Here is an 18677-nt window from a genome sequence, read left to right as displayed (position 1 = left end):
TAACATCAACCTCCGGACGAGGCCCGCACTCCGCTAATCTACGCCGCGATCTGTGCCGAATGTTCTGACGACTGACAATCAATCACCTCGGCGACGAGGTGATGAAGGTGGTGGGGGTGTGACCGTTAGGTCGCGGGTAACAGGGGGGAGGACATGAGTGATAACGTGCAGTCGGTTGGAGACTTGCCGTTCGTTGATCGACGTTACATCGCGGTTCTGAGCGACGAGGACTTCGACAGAAAGAAGGCGAAGTCTCCGGCGGCGAAATATGGCGAGGTCATCTTGGAGGCCATCCCGTTGGTCGTCCCGGGTGGCTTGCTCGTTCGAGCCGGCGCGACGATCGCCGCGAAGGTCTCCGCCGAGTGGGTCCGCAGCCGGTCGGCTGCCCAAGCCGACGGTATCCACAACCGTAGCATTATCCAGGCTATCCCGCTTCGCGAATCCAGCCGTTTCATGTTCCTTGGCGGGTGCGCCGAGGTCGGCAAGGCCTACGCGGCCAATCCGCTGGACGATCGCACCTACTATTCGGTGGAAACGTACAATGATGACATGATCGACCATAAGCTAAGCGAGCTGGAGCGGATCCTGAACGCCCTCGGAGCAAGATCGTACAACATCATCTTCAAGAGCGATGAGACGACCGAAGCCAGCGGCGCCGGTGGCCTCAAGAAATCTGCGAAGGTTAAGGCTGAGATCGAATTGCGGAACGCCCGCGCCAAGCGTTACGAGAGAAGCGGGACATCGTTGGGACGCGATCCGGTGCTACCTCCCCGCCTGGCGTGGTTGAACCGAGAGCCGTCGTGGCAGGCTTTGGTCGAGAGTCGGCTGGAGCACGGCCGGCAGGAGTTCGCACTGCGCGTAAACCTTGAGCGAGACCTCCAGATATCGGGAAAGATCAATGCCGACTTCAAACTTCTGGGACTCGATGTGGGTGCCGACTTCAAGAAGAAGATAAACTTTACGCTGTCGGTAGAGGGAACGTTCGGCGGTTAGGATGACCCTCCTCTACGCCTCGACCTTCACCAAGGCGCTCGATCGCCTGACGGTTGCCGAGCAGAAGCAGGTGAAGATCACCGCCTTCGACCTGGCGCAGGACGAGAGCGGCAATGGTCTGTCGCTCCACCGCGTCGAGGCGGCGCCCGGTTTCTGGACGGCGCGCGTCAGCCAGGACATCCGCATCGTCCTGCACAAGGATGGAAAGCATACGCTACTGGCGTGGGTCGGGCATCATGACGATGCTTATCGATGGGCCGAGCGGCGTCGGCTGGTGCCGCATGAGCGCACCGGCGCGATGCAGATGGTCGAGATTGTCGAGCGAACCGAAGAGCGTCTCGTTTACACCGAGTCAGCCGAGCATGCCGCTCCTGCACCTGTCGCGGTACATCGGCCGTTCGCGCAGCTTTCCGACGATGACCTGCTGAACGTCGGCGTCCCGCGCGACTGGCTGGAAGCGGTTCGGTTGGCCGACGAGGCCAGTGTCGACGGCTTGTTCGGTTCACTTCCGGATGAAGCTGCCGAAGCGCTGCTGGACTTCGCGACCGGCGGGCGGTTGCAGGATCACGTCGCGCTTCAGACCGGCCCCGGCGCCGATCCGTTCGCACATCCGGACGCGCAGCGCCGCTTCCGCGCGGTCGATGGTGTCGAGGAACTCAAGGCAGCGCTGGACGCGCCCTTCGCCCAGTGGGCAGTGTTCCTGCACCCTGCGCAGCGGGCACCGGTCACGCGCGACTGGAAGGGGCCGGCTCGCGTCTCTGGATCGGCCGGCACGGGCAAGACCATCGTTGCCCTCCATCGCGCAGTTCATCTCGCCGGCCGGGCAGGCACGCAGGTGCTGCTCACCACCTTTTCGAAGCCACTCGCCGCCAGCCTCGCCAGCAAAGCCAACCTAATGACCGAGGCAGCGCCGGATGCGCGCGCGCGGCTGACCGTGCGCGCCATCGATCAGGCGGCATATGAGCTCTACGCCCGCACCTTCGGCCAGCCAAACATGGCGACAGCCTCTCAGGTGCGAGCGGCGATCAAGGCAGCGACGGATAGGGGGCTGGGCGCCAGCCACGGGCCGGCCTTCCTCTATGAGGAATGGGAAGAGCTGGTCGATGCCTGGGGGCTGCACGATGCCGAGGCCTACGCTGCCGTTCCGCGCATCGGTCGCCGTACCCGGCTTGGCCCTAAGCAGCGGGAAAGCGCTTGGGCCGTATTCGCTTTCGTGCGCGACCGACTAGCAGCGCGTGGGGTCATCACCATTGCCGACCTCTATGGTCGCCTGACCCGTTGGATCGAGGACGGTGGGCGGCTGGCCTTCACTCATGTCGTGGTCGATGAGGCGCAGGACCTGTCGGTAGCGCAAGCGCGCTTTCTCGCTGGCGTTGGGCGCGCGGGTACGCCGGACTCGCTGTTTTTCGCCGGCGATCTGGGCCAGCGCATCTTCCACCTGCCATTCTCTTGGGCGAAGCTCGGGTTGGACGTGCGCGGGCGAGCGCAGGTGTTGAAGGTCTGTTACCGCACTTCGCATCAGATCCGCCGCGCCGCTGATCGTTTGCTGGCCGGCGAAATCGCTGATCAGGACGGGATCGAAGAGAGCCGGCGTGGCACAGTCTCCGTGTTCGACGGACCTGATCCCGTCGTGGAGTTGTTTGACGATGCCGGCACGGAAGCGGCCGGCGTCGGTCATTGGCTTAATGACCGATTGGCTGAAGGTATGCCCAAAGCCGAGATCGCGGTGCTGGTACGCGGACAAGCGCAATTAGATCGCGGACGCGCTGCCATCAAACCGATAGGCGACGGCATATCCGTTATGACAATGCACGACGCGAAGGGCTTGGAGTTTCGCGCCGTCGCCGTGATGGCGCTGGACGAAGACGTCCTTCCAGATCCGGAGCGCTTGGCAGGGATCGGTGATATGGCCGATCTCGAGGCAATTCAGGATGCGGAACGGCATCTGCTCTATGTAGCCGCCACGCGAGCGCGGGATCGGCTGATGCTTTCCGGAACAAGGCCGGGATCGGAGTTCCTCGACGACCTTCTGTAGGCGTCTTCATCCTTGTCCGAAAATCCACTTTCATCATCCGCAGCGAAGCGGCGACCTTGTCCGATAATTGAGTTCTAACGATCATGATCTGGCAGCGCTTTGTCCTGAAATTGCAATACATCCTCCTACAGATGCATCTTCCACTAGCTCAGATTGCGGCTGCCAGGTGATAACGGCACCTCGAGTTTCAGAGATGATGGTTGTTTTCGACGGCCATCCCAAGCCCTGACGAATATCCGGACAAAAGCTTGATCTGACTCCTTCCATCTTCGCATAACGATCGGCTATGATGCGGCCGACGAATTTACGGACAAGCCGATAAGCTACCTAAACCCCATATTTTTCAGTCATGTCCGGAAAAGGCGTTTCATGTTCGAGCCGTGCCACCTAATTACCGGGCAAGGGCTTAAATGGCTTGTCCGGAAATCAGGTTTCATGCGTCCTGTTGACCTCTAGTTGATGATTTCGTCTCGGTCTCTAATTTCCGGATAAGAAATTCTGTCTCAAAGCGCGGGCGTCGGCAGCCCCCTCGGATACGAAGCGCCCTTTTTTTCAGGCGCAATACCGCTGTCGTGTGGCAAAGCACACTCGTCAGCTCTCAGGCGCAATACCGCTAAGGTTACGCGCTTCGTAACCTTAGCTGCGCCCTCCGCTCCGCTTCGGTATGGCGTCCGCCGGCAAAGCACGGCTTCCGTCGCCGCTGCACGGCTCAGGGCGGTCCGCTCAGCGGACCTTGGGTTGCGCCATCCCTGCGGTCGGCGCTCATATTGCATGTCCAATTTGGGCTTGGGGCACTGTGGCACGCAATCGCCTGGAAATCCGGTCGCGAACCTGGCTGCCGTTCACGTGATGATCAGGGAGGATTAGGGGAAAAACGCATTGCGTGCTGATCCTAGAAAATCCCTGATTGCCCCCGGGGGCATCCCCCACCTTCAATCATGATGAGGCAACCATGCGCGATCCCATGCGCGAAGGGCCGGGCAGCGTGCGCGCTCCCGGCTCGATCCTGAGCTACGATATTGAAACCATTGCGCCGCCGACGCCGGACGGCTCGTTCCCGCCCTGGCCAACGCACCGGCCGGTCGCGATCGGCTTTGCGACAGCGTGGCAGGTCGCTGGGGGCTGGTCGTTCGACATAGCCGGCACGGTGGTCACCGACGGCGTGAGCGAAGCCGACCTGGTCCTTGAAGCCGATCGCCGCATGGGCAACGCCGGCGTCGTGACCGGATACAACTCGCGCCAGTTCGATGCGCTCGTCCTGCGGCTCGCTGCGCAACGCACGCGCTTGTGGTCGTTGAAGGCGCTTGCCGACCATGCCGCCGCCAACCGCTTCGGGGCTGAACATGCCGATCTGGCGGATCTCTATTCCAGCCACGGCCGGAAGGTGGGGCTGGCGTCCCTATGCAACGAAATCGGGATCCCGGTGAAGACCTCCACCTCCGGCGGCGATGTCGCCGCACTGTGGGAAGCCGGCGAGACTGACCGCATCCGCGACTATGTGATGGAGGACGCGGTCGCCACGCTCAGCCTGTTCCTCGCTTGGACAGCCGCGCGGGCGGGCGACGAGGCGCTGGTCACGCGCCCTATGGCGGCGCTCGCCAGGCACATCGAAACGACGCCCGCGCTGCATCACCTGCACGCCTTCGTAGACTGCGCGCTGATCCGCTGGTGCCGACCGCGCGCCATGAAGGCGGATATCGCCGCCGCGCTCGAGCGCATGACAGCAAAGCTCAAGCGACAGGAGGACGAACGCGCCTTCGCCTCCTGATCACCTTCGCCATCATCAGCCTTTTCGGCCCGGTCATCCCCGTGATGGTCGGGCCGCTTTCATTTTGAGGAAAGCCATGTCCATTGACACCGTCACTCTCGCCACCGCCTGGATCCACCAGCCGGCGCTCGGGCAACGTCCAGCGCGCACGCTGCTGGTCGGCGCGGCGAAGCTCAGCATCTTCTACAGCTTCGGCACGCTGGGCTTCGACCTTCAGACACATTCGACCACTGTCACCGACGATCCGGCCGAGACGATCTCCTGGGTGGCGGCCGCCCTCCATGTTCCGCCCGGCCGCCTGCTGCTGTGGCGAGCCGAGGACATCGTCGTACCGTCGCTGATCGCAGCGGCCGAGACCGCGCGCGATGCCATGGCGGGCGCACGGCTGCTGCGCGAACTGGATCTCGCCTTCACAGGGGAGGTGATCGACGTTGCGGAGGCACATGGCGGTGCTGCAGCAACCTCGTTTGACGCGATCGCGCATCGGCACGGTCTGCCGTTCGTGCCGATGTCGAAGGCCGAGCTCGCCGAAGCGCACCGGACCGGCTGCCACTGGGCAATCCGCAAACACCTTGCCGCGCGTGGGGTCGCGACCTGGCGGCTGTGGCTCGCCGGCCGCGAGGACGCCGAACCGCTCATCGAGAAGACCGAGGCCTGGCTTGCCACTCCGGATGCGGAGGTGCGCCTGTGATCCAGATCGTCGAGGGAAAGCCCTTCATCCGCCCGTGCCGGTCCATCCCACCGGACGGCAACGAGTTCGGCGACGCGCTCGCATCGATCTCCACGTTTTACGAACCGCTGACCAAGATGCTGCCGCTCGCGGGTTCGACGGCGCTTCTTCCCAGCCGGGCAGGCGGAGAACCGCGCATCACGGCAGCCCTACGCGCTGAGGCGCCGTGGTTGGCTGCGGCCATCGACCGGCTCGGCGAGCAGGCGGCGATGAGCCATTGGGCTGGCAAGCCATGGCTGTCGTTCCGGCCGATGCTGCTGGTGGGGCCGCCAGGTTCCGGCAAGACCCATTTCGCCCGCCGGATCGGAGCGCTGTCCGGATGCGGCGACGCGATCCTCAGCTTCGCAGGGGTAAACAGCAGCAACGAGCTTGCGGGCAACCCGCGCGGCTTCCGCCATCAGCAGCCCAATTTTCCGGCCTGCGTCCTGCAGCGGCTGCAGGTCGCAAACCCGCTCGTCATCATCGACGAAGTCGACAAGGTGCCCGCCAACGCCATGGGCGATCCGGCCGACACGCTGCTCGGCATGCTCGAGCGATCGACTGCCAATCGCTTCTTCGACGGGTGCCTCGCTGCGGAAGTCGACCTCAGCCACATCAACTGGGTCCTCACCGCGAACAGCCTGACGAAGCTGTCCGCGCCGTTGCTGTCGCGGGTGGACGTGGTGGAGGTTCAGGGTCCCGGCCCTGAACATGCCGAGGTGGTGCTCGCCTCGCTCTGGCGCGACGTCGCTCGAAATGCGGGGTTGCCCCCGTCGGATCTGCCCCGGCTGGAAGCTGCCGCAGAGACGCTGCTGCTTCGCCTGTTCCACAACACCCGCTCCGTTCGCCGGCTGCGCCGCGCGATCGAGACGGTCGTCGCCGTGTCCGCGCGGCACGCGCACCGGGCGGTCAACTGACCCCGTCAATGGGAATCGGAATGAGCATCCTGGGGAACGGGAAAAAGCTCCGGCCGGCAGGCCGTCACCAGAAGGAATGATCAGATGGAATTGACCGTATTGCACCACCAGAACCTCATGCTCGCTCTCCGCCAGGAGATGGGGTGGCCGCTGTTCAAGCCGGCGAACGACTGCATCGCCTTCTCGGTCGGCCGCGAGGTGGACTTCGAAACCGGGATGGAAATCGCGCGCATCGCACAGATGATGGGCAAGGATCTCGTCTACAGCGGCTGGGCCGATACCCGGGTCAAGGATCCGACGACCTTCTGCGTCGCCTATCGCGAGATGCTGACGGTCGACATCGTCGATCGGCTGGTGCCCTTCGCCGCCAACGACGATGCGCCGATCATCCTCGTCAGCACCAAGGCCGACGAGTTTTTCATGATCGACAAGCGTGGTTCGCTGGTCCGAGTGGAAGGCAAGCCCAAGGGGATCGGCAAGGGCCGGAAGCTGGCGATGAAGCGGATCAAGGCCGCTGCGGCCGAGATGAGCGACAAGCCGCTGACCGGGAACCGCTTCGTCCCCACCGGCGGCGACTGGATCGCGCCGGAAGCTCCCATCGAGACCGTCGTCCGGTTTGGCTGATCTCTTCAAGAAAGACGGCCAAGGCCGGCCGCTTTCATTCTCTTCCGTCGTCGAACGACGTTTCCCACGCCGCTTTTCCAGGGCGGCGTGGCCTTTCCAGGAGACAACAATGCTCATCAACCAGGAACAGCTGAAGGCGGCCCGGCGCGAGTTCATCGTCCGGCCTCGTTCGATCTCGCGCGCCGATTGGCCGGATTTCAAGATCCGCCCGGTATCGGAACAATGGCGGTATGTGGAGCGCATGCCCGCATATCGGACCATGACGGCGAACGTTGCCTACATCTGGCGTGACAGTTCGCCGGTCGATCGGTTCGGGCCGATGCCCGCGAGCTTCGATGAACGTCGCTTCGAGCTGAAAGGCTCTGGCCTGGCACTTCCGGCCAGCGCGCCGCTTTGGGCCGCAGTCAATCCCTATCGCATCTGGGAGGAGGCGGATCACGCTACGGCCGCGTCCGGCGACCCGACTGACCTAGCAGGCTGGCATGTCATGATGGAGATCCCGCGGCACATCCGTCCCGAGAACTGGCGCTGGATGGTGGAGGGCTTTGTTCATTCGCAGTTCGTCGCGAGGGGGGCAGCCGTGGCTTGGGCGATCCACGCGGTCGAAGGTCATGGTGGCTACTGGATCGTGGCGCCGCACAGCCATCTGATCGTAACTGGGCGACACTGGCGCCACGACTATCGCCGCGGTCGCCGGCATCCAAACTGGATCGCCAGTTGGGCGCAGCAGAAGCGCGCGGAGTTCGCTTGGCGACGGCGCTGTGCAAACCTGCGTGATCTAGAAAGCATCGGCTTGAATGGCCTCGCGCTGCCAAGCCAGCGAGTGGATCCACATTAGGCCTAAGACTATGTCCGTGTGCAAATCCCGGACGGCTCAACAGAACGAAACGGGGCGGCTCTTCGAGCCGCCCCGGGTGATTATTACGCTTCCGTAGGCGGAGGAGCGTCTTTCTGATGCAAAGGATGGACACGCTCGAACAGGCGATCATATTCCTTCGCCAGCGCTTCCAGCGCCGCTTCCTTGCCCGCCAACGCAGTCACCAACTCCTTGTTGGTAGTCGTCATCTCCTCAATCTGGCCGGTCGCCTGATCGCGCTCCTGTTCGGTGACGCTGAGGCTGTCCATCAGCGATGCGATCTCACCGTCCAGGATCGCGATCTTGACGTCCTTCATTTCGGCCCGTGCCGCCAACGCCTGGCGCTCGGCCTGCAGAGCGTCTCCCATCAGACCCGCCACGGTGGTCACAAAACGTTCCCGCATCTCGTCGGACATAGCGAAAGGGGCGAGCTTGGGCGCCGCCTTGCGCTGGGCGCGCCACTCGGCGAGAAACTTATAAGAGCTGTGGCGGCTGCCGTACCCGAGTTCGTCCCAGATCATGCTGCCGTTGATCTTCTCTTCCGGCACACCGCCGAGGATCAGCCTTTCGGCAGCCCGCGCGACATCAGGGTAGGTAATCCACTTGTCCTTCTTCACCATGATCAGTCTCTAAGATTTGCCCGCCGTGCAGCTTGTGCAGCTCGTGCACCTTGTGCTGGTTGTACACGACGGAAATTGGAGCGGCCCCAGCTGGGGCAATCGGACCAAGGGCAAAGGTTAAGGCGCTGCCCATTTCGAGGGGGGCGCAGACAAGCATCGCGTCAGTGCAACGCTCACATCCGCCGTAAGAAGCGAAGGCCGCCGGAGACCTCGGGCTGCCGAGGCGAGCGCAAACAGGACGGCCAGCATGGCCGACAAGAGCACGACACGGCTGAGCATCGCGGATGGGCGCTGGTCCGCAACGGCGGCAAGGAGTGTGCCGATGGCGACGAGCTTGTCGCCGTCCGGCAACGATGCCGATGCGACCGGAGGCGTCTTCTGCGCCGTGGATGCGATTGATCGTGTCACCCGCTGTTATATGTTCGTGTCCCCTTCTCGCCAAGCGGGGTGAAAATAAGAGACATGAACGACGCGGATCACCGTCCGCATCGTTCTGACAATCAGCACGTCGCCTTCCGCGCATCGCTGCGGACCTTGCGGTCACGGGCCGAACCAACCCGCGATCGTTGGTGCAACGGAAGCAGCTGGATTGGCGCCGGTTCGAGATGCCCAGTGATGACCGGCACGTACTTGACTATGAAGCGCAGCCGCTCTGCGAGAACCACTTCCGGGCCTTCGGTCGAGAGGCGCTTAGAGTAATGCTTGCCGTTCACCGTTTTTCGGGCATGGCCCATGACATCGGCAAGCATGATTTCGCTAGCCCCGTCTACTTCGTAGAAGCCGCTGCCGAGCGAACGGATCGAATGGATGTCGGGGCCCTTACCTCGCTCGTTTTTCGGGACCGGCATACGATCGGAGATGTAGGTCGCCATGTGCTTCCACGCGCGCTCGTAGAAATGAGCGCCGCCGCGCTTCTCGCTTAAGAGGTAAAGCTCGGGAAAGAGGGCAGCGTGGCCTTCGCGGCGAATCGCGTCGACATAGTCGAGGAAGCCCAGCCTTATCAGCTCGGGGTGTATGGGGAGCTTGCGGCGTCGCGCGCTGCGCTTCTCACCGGCCAGTTCCCCGTCACGTCCGCGCACATCATTGTTCTTGATGTGAAAGTGAGGAGTTGGGTGGTCGCCCGTTACCTCATCAACGCGTAAGCCGCAGATCTCCTCTCGACAGGCGTGATGATAGAACCAAAGAAGCGGAGCGAAATACGCAGCGTCGTGCCAGATACATCGCCGTTCATTTGAAACGATCAAGCGATGTAGGGCTCCTCCTCCGCCGGTATAAAGAGGTGAGCGAAACAGGCACTCTAGGTGTTCTTTACTCCATGCTGGCCGCAGATCGTCTGAGCCGTCACCATCACGATTGTTCTCCTTCCTGACCTTCAGCCGCTCGGCGGCAAAGTCTAGGACCGTCGCACCATGCGTTTTCGGGCGCCACGCGCTCTTCGCAAGATGCTTGGCGACCGTGGTCATAAACGACAAGTCCCTGTTGACCGTCACGTTGTCGCGACGCTGATCGGGCGTGAGTGGCGGCAGCTCTGCCACCACCTCCGCGAACGGTCGGGACATGTTGCCTTCTCGTAGGGATCCAAAGCGGAATCCCCTCGCCGGGATCATCTGGATCCCCCTCTTGAACATCTGCGGATCCTTGTGGTTGTAGGAGCCGAGCGGCCGGTCGCCGGTGATCCAGGCGAACGTCTCCATGACGCGGCGCTGCTGATCGGGTTTGCGCTTCCAGGTGCCGTCTGTCGTGAGCTCTGCGATGACCTCATCGATGATCTCGGAAAAGCGGCGGGGCTCATACTCAAAAAAGTAGCTTTCGGGCTGCTGCGCTGCAGTGACGCCGGGAAGCGGCGTGTGCGATGCGCGGCCCAAAAGCTCCTTGGCCTCGGGGGACATATCGCCCAAGTCGGAGATCAGCGCGCGAACAGGATTCGGGGCTTCGAGAGTATCCTCGTCAAACACCCGGGCGATTCGCGAGCAGGCCGCAGCACTCGCGCGCATCAGATGTGCGCGAGCAGCTGCAATATTCTGGCTGTGCGCGGGGGCGCCTATGGACGCCAAACGCCGGCTGACATCTTCATCGTTCAGTGCTTCCACGGCCTGACGAATATAGTCCTCGATCATCGGGATCTCGTGTCCGAGACCCTGTTCGATCAGCCTGGCGCGGTCCGCTTCGGTCATTCCGAGGTTACGATCGGGGAGCCGTAAGATGCGGTAAGCCTGCGCTTCTTGCGCGGCGACCTCGGGCACCGACGACGACCAGGGCGCATTTTCATAGGCGCTGTGGACGTAGAAGGAGAGTTCTTCCTCCAGCTTCTGCCGGAAGATCGCCTCTATCTCGGTTCCGGTGAGGGCCCTTCCATCCTCCAGCATCATGTCGATATCTACCTTCACCCTGACAAAGCGGGCCGCAAGGATCGCGGCGAGTCTGCGGGCCTGCCTGGGATCGGAGGTCCGCAACGCTAGGGTTATAGGTTTGGAGATAAAATTTCGGAAATGGATGCGGCGCCGGAAGGCGTACCGGCCGTCGATGCGGACGGCATAGGGGATGCGGGACATGGGTCTTCGCCTTTCCGCATGTGCCGGCGGCGTGTGCAGGGGTCATGTGATCCAAGCACGCGGCGGGCCCATGCTAACGGGCGGATTTCCCTCGCTTTTCGCGATAAAATGGTCGGGGAGACAGGATTCGAACCTGCGACATCCTGCTCCCAAAGCAGGCGCGCTACCAGACTGCGCCACTCCCCGACGCCCGGTGCGCCTAGGCGTATTGATCCGCCGGCGCAAGCGATCCGATGGTGAAGAAATTCACGCGGTGGGCCCGGCAGGACTTGAACCCGCAACCTAGCCGTTATGAGCGGCCAGCTCTAACCAATTGAGCTACAGGCCCCCCGCGTTGATCATGCCTATAAGCTGCATTGCGCGGCGGCAATGCCTGTCGTGGTACTTGGGGCTGCAAAAGGAGCGTGCGGGACCGGCAAACGAAAAGGGCGCCCCCGCAACGCGGAAGCGCCCCATTCCTTGTCAGTAAGCGGCGGGCCTACATGGCCCGCGGCGCACTTACTGCAGGTTGTCGGCCTTTTCCTCGCCGGCGTCACGGACGTTGTCCGCAGCGTCTTCGAGGTTGTCAGCTGCGTTCTCGAGACCAGCAGCAGCAACCGCGTTCGACGAGTTGTCAGCTAGATCTTCGAGGTTGTCCGCCATCATTTCCATGTTGTCGGCCATCATGTCGGCGTTGTTCTCGACCGCGGCGGCCTCCGGCGACTTCGAGCAAGCAGCCACGGACATCAGGCCGGCGGCGGCAGCGATCAGAACGATCTTCTTCATTCGAATGCTCCCAAGCATATATTCGTTTCGCAGCCGACCCTGTGCCGTTGCGAGCCCCGGCAAATACCGCACCTTTTCGGTGGGTCAATGCCGAAATTCATCTGACAGCAAGGTTCGCGACGAACGGATTCAGCGCACGGGCCGCTCGACCGGCCCGATTTCCTCCGGCGCGTCGGCCACGATCGCCAGCATCGCCGTCCATGCCGCGACGTTCTGGCGGAGGTTTTCGGGGTCCACGCGATCGAGCGTGTCGTCGGGGGTGTGGTGCACGTCGAAATAGTCGAGGCCGGACTGGTTGAGATCAACGCCCGCGACGCCGAGCGCCACCGTCGGGCCGATGTCGGCGCCGCTGCCGCCAGGGCCGTCGCCACGCACGATACCGAGCGGGGCGAGCGCGGCCGCAAGGCGATCCCCCACCGGCTTGGCTGATTCCGGCAGCGTCATGCCGAGCCGCCAGATCTTGTCCGCGCCAAAATCGCTTTCGGCGGCGAGCGCGTGGCGCTCCTTGCCGTGCTTCGCGGCATAATCGCGGCCACCGAAGCCGCCGACTTCCTCCGCGCCGAACCAGACGACGCGGATCGTGCGGCGCGGGCGCTTGCCGTTGTCGAGGATTCGCTTCGCTGCCGCCGCGGTGATCGCGACGCCGCTGGCATCGTCGATTGCGCCGGTCGCGAGGTCCCAGCTGTCGAGGTGGCCGGCGATGAGGACGATGCCAGCGTTGGGATCGGTGCCGGGCACCTCGGCGATGACATTGCCCGATTCCTGCTCGCCCACCTGGCGCGGGGTGAGGACCAGCTTCATCCGGATCGGCTTGCCGCGCTTCGCCAGAGCCTCGATCAGCTTGGCGTCGGGCACGGACAGCGCGGCAGCCGGGATGGCGGGACCATCACGGAAATAGGTGGTGCCGGTGTGGGGGAGGCGGTGCGTATCGGTACCGATCGAGCGGATCACGATCGCCGCGGCGCCCTTCTTGGCGGCGAGCGCGGGGCCGGCAAAGCGCGCGACACCAGCCTGGCCGTAGCTCGACCCGTCCTGCGTTTTCATCATCGTGTTGCCGACATAGGCGATCTTGCCGGTGAGGCTGCCGTCCGGCGCGGCGGCGAGATCGGCATAGGTGGGGAAGATCACCACTTCGGCCTCGATCCCTGCCGCGGGGGTGGCGCCCGAATTGCCCAGCGCCGTCAGGTGCAGCTTCTGCGGCACGGGCGCGACCACTTCGCCGCGCTCCTCACCGCGCACCCAGACCGGCATCTGGTAGGTTTCGATCCGCACGTTCTTGAAGCCCAGCGCCTTCAGCTTCGCTGCGCTCCAGGTGCGGGCGCGGGCCTCCGCCTCGGTGCCGGCGAGCCGCTGGCCAACCTCGGTCGTCATGCCCTCGACGATGTCATAGGCGACATCATCCTTCAGCGCGGCATCGCGCAGCGCGGCGACGCGCGGGTCGACGCCCGCGGGTGCGGCCGGTGCGGCGCGCTGCGCAACGGCCGGTACGGCGGCGGAGGTGGCGAGGAGAAGGGCGGCGAGGGCGCAACGACTGATCATGCCTACCGCGTAGGTCGGCGCGTGAGGTTTGCCAACGGCTCGTCGCATCATTACATGCGCGGCAACATTTTCCAGCCATTCCAGTCTACGGAGCGACAGGCGACCCATGGCCGTCCAGTATACCTACGTCATGAAGGGTCTGACCAAGACCTTCCCGGGCGCCAACAAGCCCGTGCTCAACAACATCCACCTGCAGTTCCTGCCGGGCGCGAAGATCGCGATCATCGGCCCGAACGGCTCCGGCAAGTCCACGCTCATGAAGATCATGGGCGGGATCGACACCGATTTCACCGGTGAGGCTTGGGCCGCCGAAGGGATCAAGGTCGGTTACCTGCCACAGGAGCCGCAGCTCGACCCCGACAAGACGGTGATCGAGAACGTCCGCATGGGCGCCGGGCCGGTCGTGGAGATGGTCGAGCGGTTCAACGCCATTTCCGCCGAAATGGGCGATCCGAAGGACGATACGGACTTCGACGCGCTGATGGAGGAAATGGGCGAGCTTCAGGCGAAGATCGACGCGGCCGACGGCTGGAGTCTCGATTCGCAGCTGGAACAGGCGATGGAGGCGATGCGCTGCCCGCCGTCCGACAGCCCGGTCACCAACCTGTCGGGTGGTGAGAAGCGCCGCGTCGCGCTCGTTCGCCTGCTGCTCGAGAAGCCGGACATCCTGCTGCTGGACGAGCCGACCAACCACCTCGACGCCGAAAGCGTCAGCTGGCTCGAGAATTTCCTGAAGGAATATACCGGCAACGTCATCCTGGTGACGCACGACCGCTACTTCCTCGACAATGTCGTGAACTGGGTGCTCGAGCTCGATCGCGGGCGCTACTACACCTATGAGTCGAACTACTCCGGCTATCTGGAGAAGAAGGCCAAGCGGCTGGAGCAGGAAGAGCGCGAAGAGGCCGGCCGCCAGAAGGCGATCGCCGACGAGCTCGCCTGGATGCGCCAGACCCCCAAGGCGCGTCAGACCAAGAGCAAGGCGCGTATCCGTGCGTTCGACGAGTTGGTCGAGAAGCAGGAGAATCGCGCGATCGGCAAGGCGCAAATCCTGATCCAGATCCCGGAGCGTCTGGGTGGCAAGGTGATCGAGGCGAAGGGGCTGACCAAGGCCTATGGCGACAAGTTGCTGTTCGAGAACCTCGACTTCAACCTGCCGCCGGGCGGCATCGTCGGCGTCATCGGCCCGAACGGTGCTGGCAAGTCGACGCTGTTCAAGCTGATCACCGGGCAGGAGCAGCCCGACGGCGGCACGATCGAGGTCGGCCAGACGGTGAAGCTGGGCTATGTCGATCAGAGCCGCGACGCGCTCGACCCCAACAAGAACGTCTGGGAAGAGATTTCCGACGGGCTCGACGTGTTCCGTTTCGGCAAGCAGGAACTGGGGACGCGCGCGTACGTGGGTGCGTTCAACTTCAAGGGGCAGGACCAGCAGAAGAAGGTCGGCCAGCTGTCGGGCGGTGAGCGCAACCGCGTTCACATCGCCAAGATGCTGAAGGAGGGCGGCAACGTCCTGCTGCTCGACGAACCGACCAACGACCTCGACGTCGAGACGCTGCGCGCGCTGGAAGAGGCGCTGGAAAGCTTCGCAGGCTGCGCGGTGGTGATCAGCCACGACCGCTTCTTCCTCGATCGCCTCTGCACGCACATCCTGGCGTTCGAAGGCAACAGCCATGTCGAATGGTTTGAGGGCAATTTCGAGGCGTATGAAGAGGACAAGCGGCGCCGCATGGGCGACGCGGCGGATCGTCCGACGCGGCTTGCCTACAAGAAGCTGACGCGCTGATTTGACAGGATCGTCACCTGGCCGTCTGGCCGGGATGACGTGAAGCAAGAAAAAGGCCCGCCCGGCTGATGCCGTGGCGGGTCTTTTCGTTATCTGCGATGGTTACCGGCGCTGGCCGGCGCTTTTGGCGCGGATCGCGCGGAACTCGGAGGCGGGGCGCCATTCGGGCCACACACCCGCCTTCGCGAGCCGCTGGCCCATGGTGTAGAACAGGTCAACGTCCTGCGCCGCGCCGGTGAAGTTCCAGTCCGGCGCCCATGCGTCGCAGGTCTTGTGGTAACAGGCCATATAGCCGTCCAGCCACTTCTGCCCCGCCTCGCGCCCGCCCACACGCATGTCGCTGGCGCCGCCCAGCGCCATCAGCTGAAGCGCGGGAACGCCGCGCCGGACCACCGAGAAATGATCCGCGCGGTAGAACAGGCCGCGTTCGCTGGCTTCCTCCGGCGTGATGACACGGTTCTGCGCCCGCGCTGCCTCGGTCAGCAGATCCTCGAGCGAGGACTGACCAGCGCCGACGAGGATCACGTCCTTCGACTCGCCCGCGGTCTGCAGGATGTCGAGCGTCAGGTTCGCGACGGTCTTTTCCAGCGGCGCGGTGGGACGCGTGGCGTACCATTCGGAGCCGAGCAGCCCGCGCTCCTCCGCGGTCCACAACGCAAAAACGAGCGTGCGGTCAGGCGCAGGGCCGGCCTTGAACAGGCGGGCAAGCTCCATCACGCCAGCGACGCCCAGGGCGTCGTCGTTCGCGCCGGGGCGGATGGTGCGGCCCTGCGCGTCGGGCGGGCCTTCGCCGTAGGCGTCCCAATGGGCGGCGAACTGAACGGTCTCGTCCGGCTTCACCGTGCCCGGGATCTTGGCGATGACATTGGCGCTTTCGATCCGTTCGACGCTGACGGGCAGCTTGGCGGTGAAGCGCGCCTTCATCGTGATCGGGCGGAAGGCGGCGGAGCGGGCCTGCTTGCGCAGCCCCGCGAGATCGAGCCCCTCGGCGGCAAAGACGCGATTCGCCGCCTCGCCCGACAGCCAGCCCTGCAGCGCGATGCGCTGGTCCTCGGGGCCGCGGACGATGTCGTAATTCTCCCCGTTGGAGGCGTTGGCAGTGGACCAGGGATAGCCGGCGCCCGCGGTGTCATGGACGATCAGCGCGCCGATCGCGCCGCGCCGTGCTGCTTCCTCGTACTTGTAGGTCCAGCGGCCGTAATAGGTCATCCGCTTGTCGCCGAAGCGACGCTTGGCGTCTTCGCCCGCGACCGCTTCGAAATCGGGATCGTTGACCAGGAAGACGGCGACCTTGCCCTTCAGGTCCACGCCCTTGAAATCGTCCCACTTCGCCTCGGGGGCGCTGACGCCATAGCCGACGAACACGAGCGGTGCGTTCTCGATCGCGACGGCCGCGTCGGGGCGGACGGTGGTGAGCGCGACGTCGGTGCCCTGCTTCAGGCTGGTCGTGCCAAAGCTGACCGGGCCATCGCCCAGCCGGGTGTGGATCAGCGGCACCTTTTGCGTCCAGGCGCCGTCCGGCCCGCCGGGCTCAAGCCCCAGCGCCTTGAAGCGCGCGATCGACCATTCGATCGTCTTCTTCTCGCCCTCGGTCCCCGGCGACCGGCCGCCGAATGCGTCGGAGGCAAGCACCTTGGTCATTTCGGACAGCTGGGCGGGGTCGGTCTTTGCCGGGGCAGTCTGGGGCGGTTCGGTGGCCGCGATGGCGATCAGCGGGAGGAGATAGGCAACAGTCTTGTTCTTCATCAACGCAACCTTCGCACGAATACACGGCCATCCTCGCGCCGCTCGGTCTGGAAATTGGGCACGGCGGCGATCAGGTCCGACAGGCGCTTGTAGCCATAGTTGCGCACGTCGAAGCTCGATCGGTTGGCGGCGAGCTGTCCCATCGCAGACAGACTGACGAAGCCCTTTTCGTCGCGCTTCACCGCGGAATAGGCGTCGATCAGCAACTTCACCAATTCGTCGTCGATTCGAGCCGGCCCCTGCGATGCAGCAGGCTCCGCCGCGGCGGCTTCTGGTACGCCGGCATCAGCAGGAGCCTCCTCCGAGGCCGCCGGGCGGCGCGGCGGGGTGGCTGCTTCCTTGCTGTTAGCGGGCGCCGCCTGCGCCTCCTTGGACGATGCGGCGGGAAGGGCCGGCGGGGGGTTCTCCTCCTCGGCCGCCATCAGCTTGTCGACATCGATGAAACGGGTGCAGGCGCGCTTGAAGCCTTCGGGCGTCTTGGACTGGCCGAAGCCATAGACGGGCAGCCCATCCTGCCGCAGCCGGGTGGCCAGCGGCATGAAGTCGCTGTCCGACGACATGATCCCGAAGCCTTCGACACGTCCACGGAACAGAAGGTCCATCGCGTCGATGGTCATCTTCATGTCGGTGGCGTTCTTGCCCTTGGTGATGTCGAACTGCTGCTGCGGCTCGATGCCGTGCTTGATCGTCATCTCGCGCCAGCCGCTCAGCGCCGGCTTGGACCAATTGCCATAGACGCGGCGGATGTTGACCGTCCCGAGTTCGGCAAGGACGGTCAGCACCGGATCGATCGCGTGCCAGCTGGCATTGTCCGCGTCGATCAGAAGGGCGATGTTGCGGGTCGGGGTGTCATCGGTCGCCATGGATCAAGCCATCGGCGCTCGATCCGCCCGCGTCAATCGCCGCCCGATGTTGGCAGGCGTGATGGTCAGCCACCCACTGGTCGTGAGCTGCGGAACGCCTGGCTGGCGTCGATGTCGGCCTGCTTGGTCAGCGGGTCGAGCCGTCGGGATCATCCACCTGCTTCAGGTCGGCGCGCGAGCCCAAATCACGAGCGAGCGCGCCGCCGCTGGTGCCGGCCTGTGCGTCACCCGCGGGAATCATGCCCTCGATCAGGTCCTTGTCGTCATGATCGCGGGCACTGGTGGTGCGGGGATTCTCTGCCATTTTCACTCTCCTTCACTGCGCGGAAGAACGAGCGGGCAGGGGTGCGGGTTTCCTCAGGCGGCGGGATAGGTGATGGCGATCACCTCATATTCCTTCTCGCCGGCCGGCAGGGTGACGCGGCGCAGATCGCCGACCGCCGCGCCGCGCAAGGCGCGGGCGAGCGGTGCATTCCAGCCGATCAGCCCCTTTCCGGCATCCGCCTCGTCATCGCCGACGATGGTCACGCTGCGGTGGTTGTCATCCTCATCGGCGATGGTGACGCTGGCGCCGAAATAAACGCGGCTTCGATCGGGCGCTCGCGCCGGATCGACCACCCTGGCCGCCTTCATCCGACGCGACAGGAAGCCCAGCCGGCGATCGATCTCGCGCAGTCGCTTGCGACCGTAGATGTAATCACCGTTTTCCGATCGGTCGCCGTTACCGGCGGCCCAGGCGATCGTCTCGACCAGTGCGGGCCGCTCACTGGCAAAGAGCTGGTCATATTCGGCGCGGAGCGTCGCATAGCCGGCGGGGGTGATGTAGTTCGGGCGATCCATGCGCGTGCCTTAGCCAAGCCGCCGCGGATCTGCGACCTTCCCGTCGCGACGGACGGGAAGGTCG

General features: G+C 64.2%; 17 protein-coding genes and 2 tRNA genes. 9 read left to right on the top strand and 10 right to left on the bottom strand.

What is annotated here, in order from left to right; genetic code table 11:
* The first annotated feature begins 153 nt into the window (after nt 1-153).
* From ACH0CP_RS15915 to ACH0CP_RS15885, 7 genes are all read left to right on the top strand, one after another.
* Complete coding sequence (locus ACH0CP_RS15915) at nt 154-993, top strand: hypothetical protein (protein ID WP_406888936.1); 840 nt, start codon at nt 154-156, stop codon at nt 991-993.
* 1 nt (nt 994) lies between these two features.
* Nucleotides 995-3028, top strand: coding sequence for a 3'-5' exonuclease (locus ACH0CP_RS15910; RefSeq protein WP_406888938.1), 2034 nt, complete (start codon nt 995-997; stop codon nt 3026-3028).
* Nucleotides 3029-3980: 952 nt separating this feature from the next.
* The gene (locus ACH0CP_RS15905; RefSeq protein WP_406888940.1) at nt 3981-4796 is read left to right on the top strand and encodes a hypothetical protein; all 816 of its coding nucleotides are present in this window, start codon (nt 3981-3983) and stop codon (nt 4794-4796) included.
* Nucleotides 4797-4872: 76 nt separating this feature from the next.
* Nucleotides 4873-5487: a hypothetical protein gene (locus tag ACH0CP_RS15900; protein ID WP_406888942.1), complete on the top strand. Its 615-nt coding sequence runs from the start codon at nt 4873-4875 to the stop codon at nt 5485-5487.
* Nucleotides 5484-6422 (top strand): AAA family ATPase, encoded by a 939-nt coding sequence (locus ACH0CP_RS15895; protein WP_406888944.1) that lies wholly within the window; start codon nt 5484-5486, stop codon nt 6420-6422. Before ACH0CP_RS15900 ends, ACH0CP_RS15895 begins: the two co-directional genes overlap by 4 nt.
* Nucleotides 6423-6506: 84 nt before the next feature.
* Nucleotides 6507-7046: a hypothetical protein gene (locus ACH0CP_RS15890; protein WP_406888946.1), complete on the top strand. Its 540-nt coding sequence runs from the start codon at nt 6507-6509 to the stop codon at nt 7044-7046.
* Nucleotides 7039-7884, top strand: a complete 846-nt coding sequence (locus ACH0CP_RS15885) for a MobA/MobL family protein (RefSeq protein ID WP_406888947.1) — start codon at nt 7039-7041, stop codon at nt 7882-7884. The genes ACH0CP_RS15890 and ACH0CP_RS15885 overlap by 8 nt, the downstream gene beginning before the upstream one ends.
* 83 nt (nt 7885-7967) lie before the next feature.
* On the opposite strand, the gene ACH0CP_RS15880 is transcribed toward ACH0CP_RS15885, so the two are convergent.
* Nucleotides 7968-8522: a DNA-binding protein gene (locus ACH0CP_RS15880; protein ID WP_406888949.1), complete on the bottom strand. Its 555-nt coding sequence runs from the start codon at nt 8520-8522 to the stop codon at nt 7968-7970.
* A 247-nt stretch (nt 8523-8769) separates the two neighbouring features.
* Between ACH0CP_RS15880 and ACH0CP_RS15875 the strand changes: the two genes are divergently transcribed.
* Nucleotides 8770-8973: a hypothetical protein gene (locus ACH0CP_RS15875; RefSeq protein WP_406888950.1), complete on the top strand. Its 204-nt coding sequence runs from the start codon at nt 8770-8772 to the stop codon at nt 8971-8973.
* 49 nt (nt 8974-9022) lie between these two features.
* Here ACH0CP_RS15875 and ACH0CP_RS15870 read toward each other — a convergent pair whose 3' ends face one another.
* The 5 genes from ACH0CP_RS15870 to ACH0CP_RS15850 form a co-directional block, all read right to left on the bottom strand.
* Nucleotides 9023-11074 carry a hypothetical protein gene (locus tag ACH0CP_RS15870; protein ID WP_406888952.1) on the bottom strand — a complete coding sequence of 684 codons (2052 nt, stop codon included), beginning with the start codon at nt 11072-11074 and terminating at the stop codon, nt 9023-9025.
* Between the two features lie 109 nt (nt 11075-11183).
* Nucleotides 11184-11260 (bottom strand) — tRNA-Pro (locus ACH0CP_RS15865).
* Between the two features lie 68 nt (nt 11261-11328).
* Nucleotides 11329-11402 (bottom strand) — tRNA-Ile (locus ACH0CP_RS15860).
* A 170-nt stretch (nt 11403-11572) separates the two neighbouring features.
* On the bottom strand, nt 11573-11839 hold the full coding sequence (locus ACH0CP_RS15855; protein ID WP_294443825.1) for a hypothetical protein: 267 nt from the start codon (nt 11837-11839) through the stop codon (nt 11573-11575).
* Nucleotides 11840-11968: 129 nt separating this feature from the next.
* The gene (locus ACH0CP_RS15850; protein ID WP_406888954.1) at nt 11969-13378 is read right to left on the bottom strand and encodes a M20/M25/M40 family metallo-hydrolase; all 1410 of its coding nucleotides are present in this window, start codon (nt 13376-13378) and stop codon (nt 11969-11971) included.
* Nucleotides 13379-13484: 106 nt separating this feature from the next.
* On the opposite strand from ACH0CP_RS15850, the gene ettA reads away from it, so the two are divergent.
* Entirely contained in the window at nt 13485-15164 is a 1680-nt protein-coding gene (ettA, locus tag ACH0CP_RS15845) for an energy-dependent translational throttle protein EttA (RefSeq protein ID WP_406888956.1), read from the top strand.
* A gap of 102 nt (nt 15165-15266) precedes the next feature.
* Here the strand turns inward: ettA and ACH0CP_RS15840 are convergent, their stop codons facing one another.
* From ACH0CP_RS15840 to greB, 4 genes are all read right to left on the bottom strand, one after another.
* A complete protein-coding gene (locus tag ACH0CP_RS15840) occupies nt 15267-16910 on the bottom strand; it encodes a M28 family metallopeptidase (RefSeq protein WP_406888958.1) in 1644 nt (547 codons plus the stop codon).
* Nucleotides 16910-17773 carry an NYN domain-containing protein gene (locus tag ACH0CP_RS15835; protein ID WP_406888960.1) on the bottom strand — a complete coding sequence of 288 codons (864 nt, stop codon included), beginning with the start codon at nt 17771-17773 and terminating at the stop codon, nt 16910-16912. Before ACH0CP_RS15835 ends, ACH0CP_RS15840 begins: the two co-directional genes overlap by 1 nt.
* Before the next feature lie 127 nt (nt 17774-17900).
* Nucleotides 17901-18077 carry a hypothetical protein gene (locus tag ACH0CP_RS15830; protein ID WP_406888961.1) on the bottom strand — a complete coding sequence of 59 codons (177 nt, stop codon included), beginning with the start codon at nt 18075-18077 and terminating at the stop codon, nt 17901-17903.
* Nucleotides 18078-18130: 53 nt separating this feature from the next.
* Nucleotides 18131-18613 carry a transcription elongation factor GreB gene (gene greB, locus ACH0CP_RS15825; RefSeq protein ID WP_406888963.1) on the bottom strand — a complete coding sequence of 161 codons (483 nt, stop codon included), beginning with the start codon at nt 18611-18613 and terminating at the stop codon, nt 18131-18133.
* Nucleotides 18614-18677 lie beyond the last annotated feature (64 nt).

Origin of the sequence: Sphingomonas sp. 179-I 2A4 NHS, from assembly GCF_045369135.1 — a bacterium.
GTDB lineage: Bacteria > Pseudomonadota > Alphaproteobacteria > Sphingomonadales > Sphingomonadaceae > Sphingomonas.
Note: the sequence above shows the minus strand (reverse complement) of the source record. Positions and strands in the feature narration are given on the sequence as shown.

What these genes read in the sequence shown, in the direction of transcription:
- ACH0CP_RS15915 (WP_406888936.1), top strand. Translation starts at nt 154, where the DNA reads ATGAGTGATAACGTGCAGTCGGTTGGAGACTTGCCGTTCGTTGATCGA.
- ACH0CP_RS15910 (WP_406888938.1), top strand. Translation starts at nt 995, where the DNA reads ATGACCCTCCTCTACGCCTCGACCTTCACCAAGGCGCTCGATCGCCTG.
- ACH0CP_RS15905 (WP_406888940.1), top strand. Translation starts at nt 3,981, where the DNA reads ATGCGCGATCCCATGCGCGAAGGGCCGGGCAGCGTGCGCGCTCCCGGC.
- ACH0CP_RS15900 (WP_406888942.1), top strand. Translation starts at nt 4,873, where the DNA reads ATGTCCATTGACACCGTCACTCTCGCCACCGCCTGGATCCACCAGCCG.
- ACH0CP_RS15890 (WP_406888946.1), top strand. Translation starts at nt 6,507, where the DNA reads ATGGAATTGACCGTATTGCACCACCAGAACCTCATGCTCGCTCTCCGC.
- ACH0CP_RS15880 (WP_406888949.1), bottom strand. Translation starts at nt 8,522, where the DNA reads ATGGTGAAGAAGGACAAGTGGATTACCTACCCTGATGTCGCGCGGGCT.
- ACH0CP_RS15875 (WP_406888950.1), top strand. Translation starts at nt 8,770, where the DNA reads ATGGCCGACAAGAGCACGACACGGCTGAGCATCGCGGATGGGCGCTGG.
- ACH0CP_RS15870 (WP_406888952.1), bottom strand. Translation starts at nt 11,074, where the DNA reads ATGTCCCGCATCCCCTATGCCGTCCGCATCGACGGCCGGTACGCCTTC.
- ACH0CP_RS15855 (WP_294443825.1), bottom strand. Translation starts at nt 11,839, where the DNA reads ATGAAGAAGATCGTTCTGATCGCTGCCGCCGCCGGCCTGATGTCCGTG.
- ACH0CP_RS15850 (WP_406888954.1), bottom strand. Translation starts at nt 13,378, where the DNA reads ATGATCAGTCGTTGCGCCCTCGCCGCCCTTCTCCTCGCCACCTCCGCC.
- ettA (WP_406888956.1), top strand. Translation starts at nt 13,485, where the DNA reads ATGGCCGTCCAGTATACCTACGTCATGAAGGGTCTGACCAAGACCTTC.
- ACH0CP_RS15840 (WP_406888958.1), bottom strand. Translation starts at nt 16,910, where the DNA reads ATGAAGAACAAGACTGTTGCCTATCTCCTCCCGCTGATCGCCATCGCG.
- ACH0CP_RS15835 (WP_406888960.1), bottom strand. Translation starts at nt 17,773, where the DNA reads ATGGCGACCGATGACACCCCGACCCGCAACATCGCCCTTCTGATCGAC.
- ACH0CP_RS15830 (WP_406888961.1), bottom strand. Translation starts at nt 18,077, where the DNA reads ATGGCAGAGAATCCCCGCACCACCAGTGCCCGCGATCATGACGACAAG.
- greB (WP_406888963.1), bottom strand. Translation starts at nt 18,613, where the DNA reads ATGGATCGCCCGAACTACATCACCCCCGCCGGCTATGCGACGCTCCGC.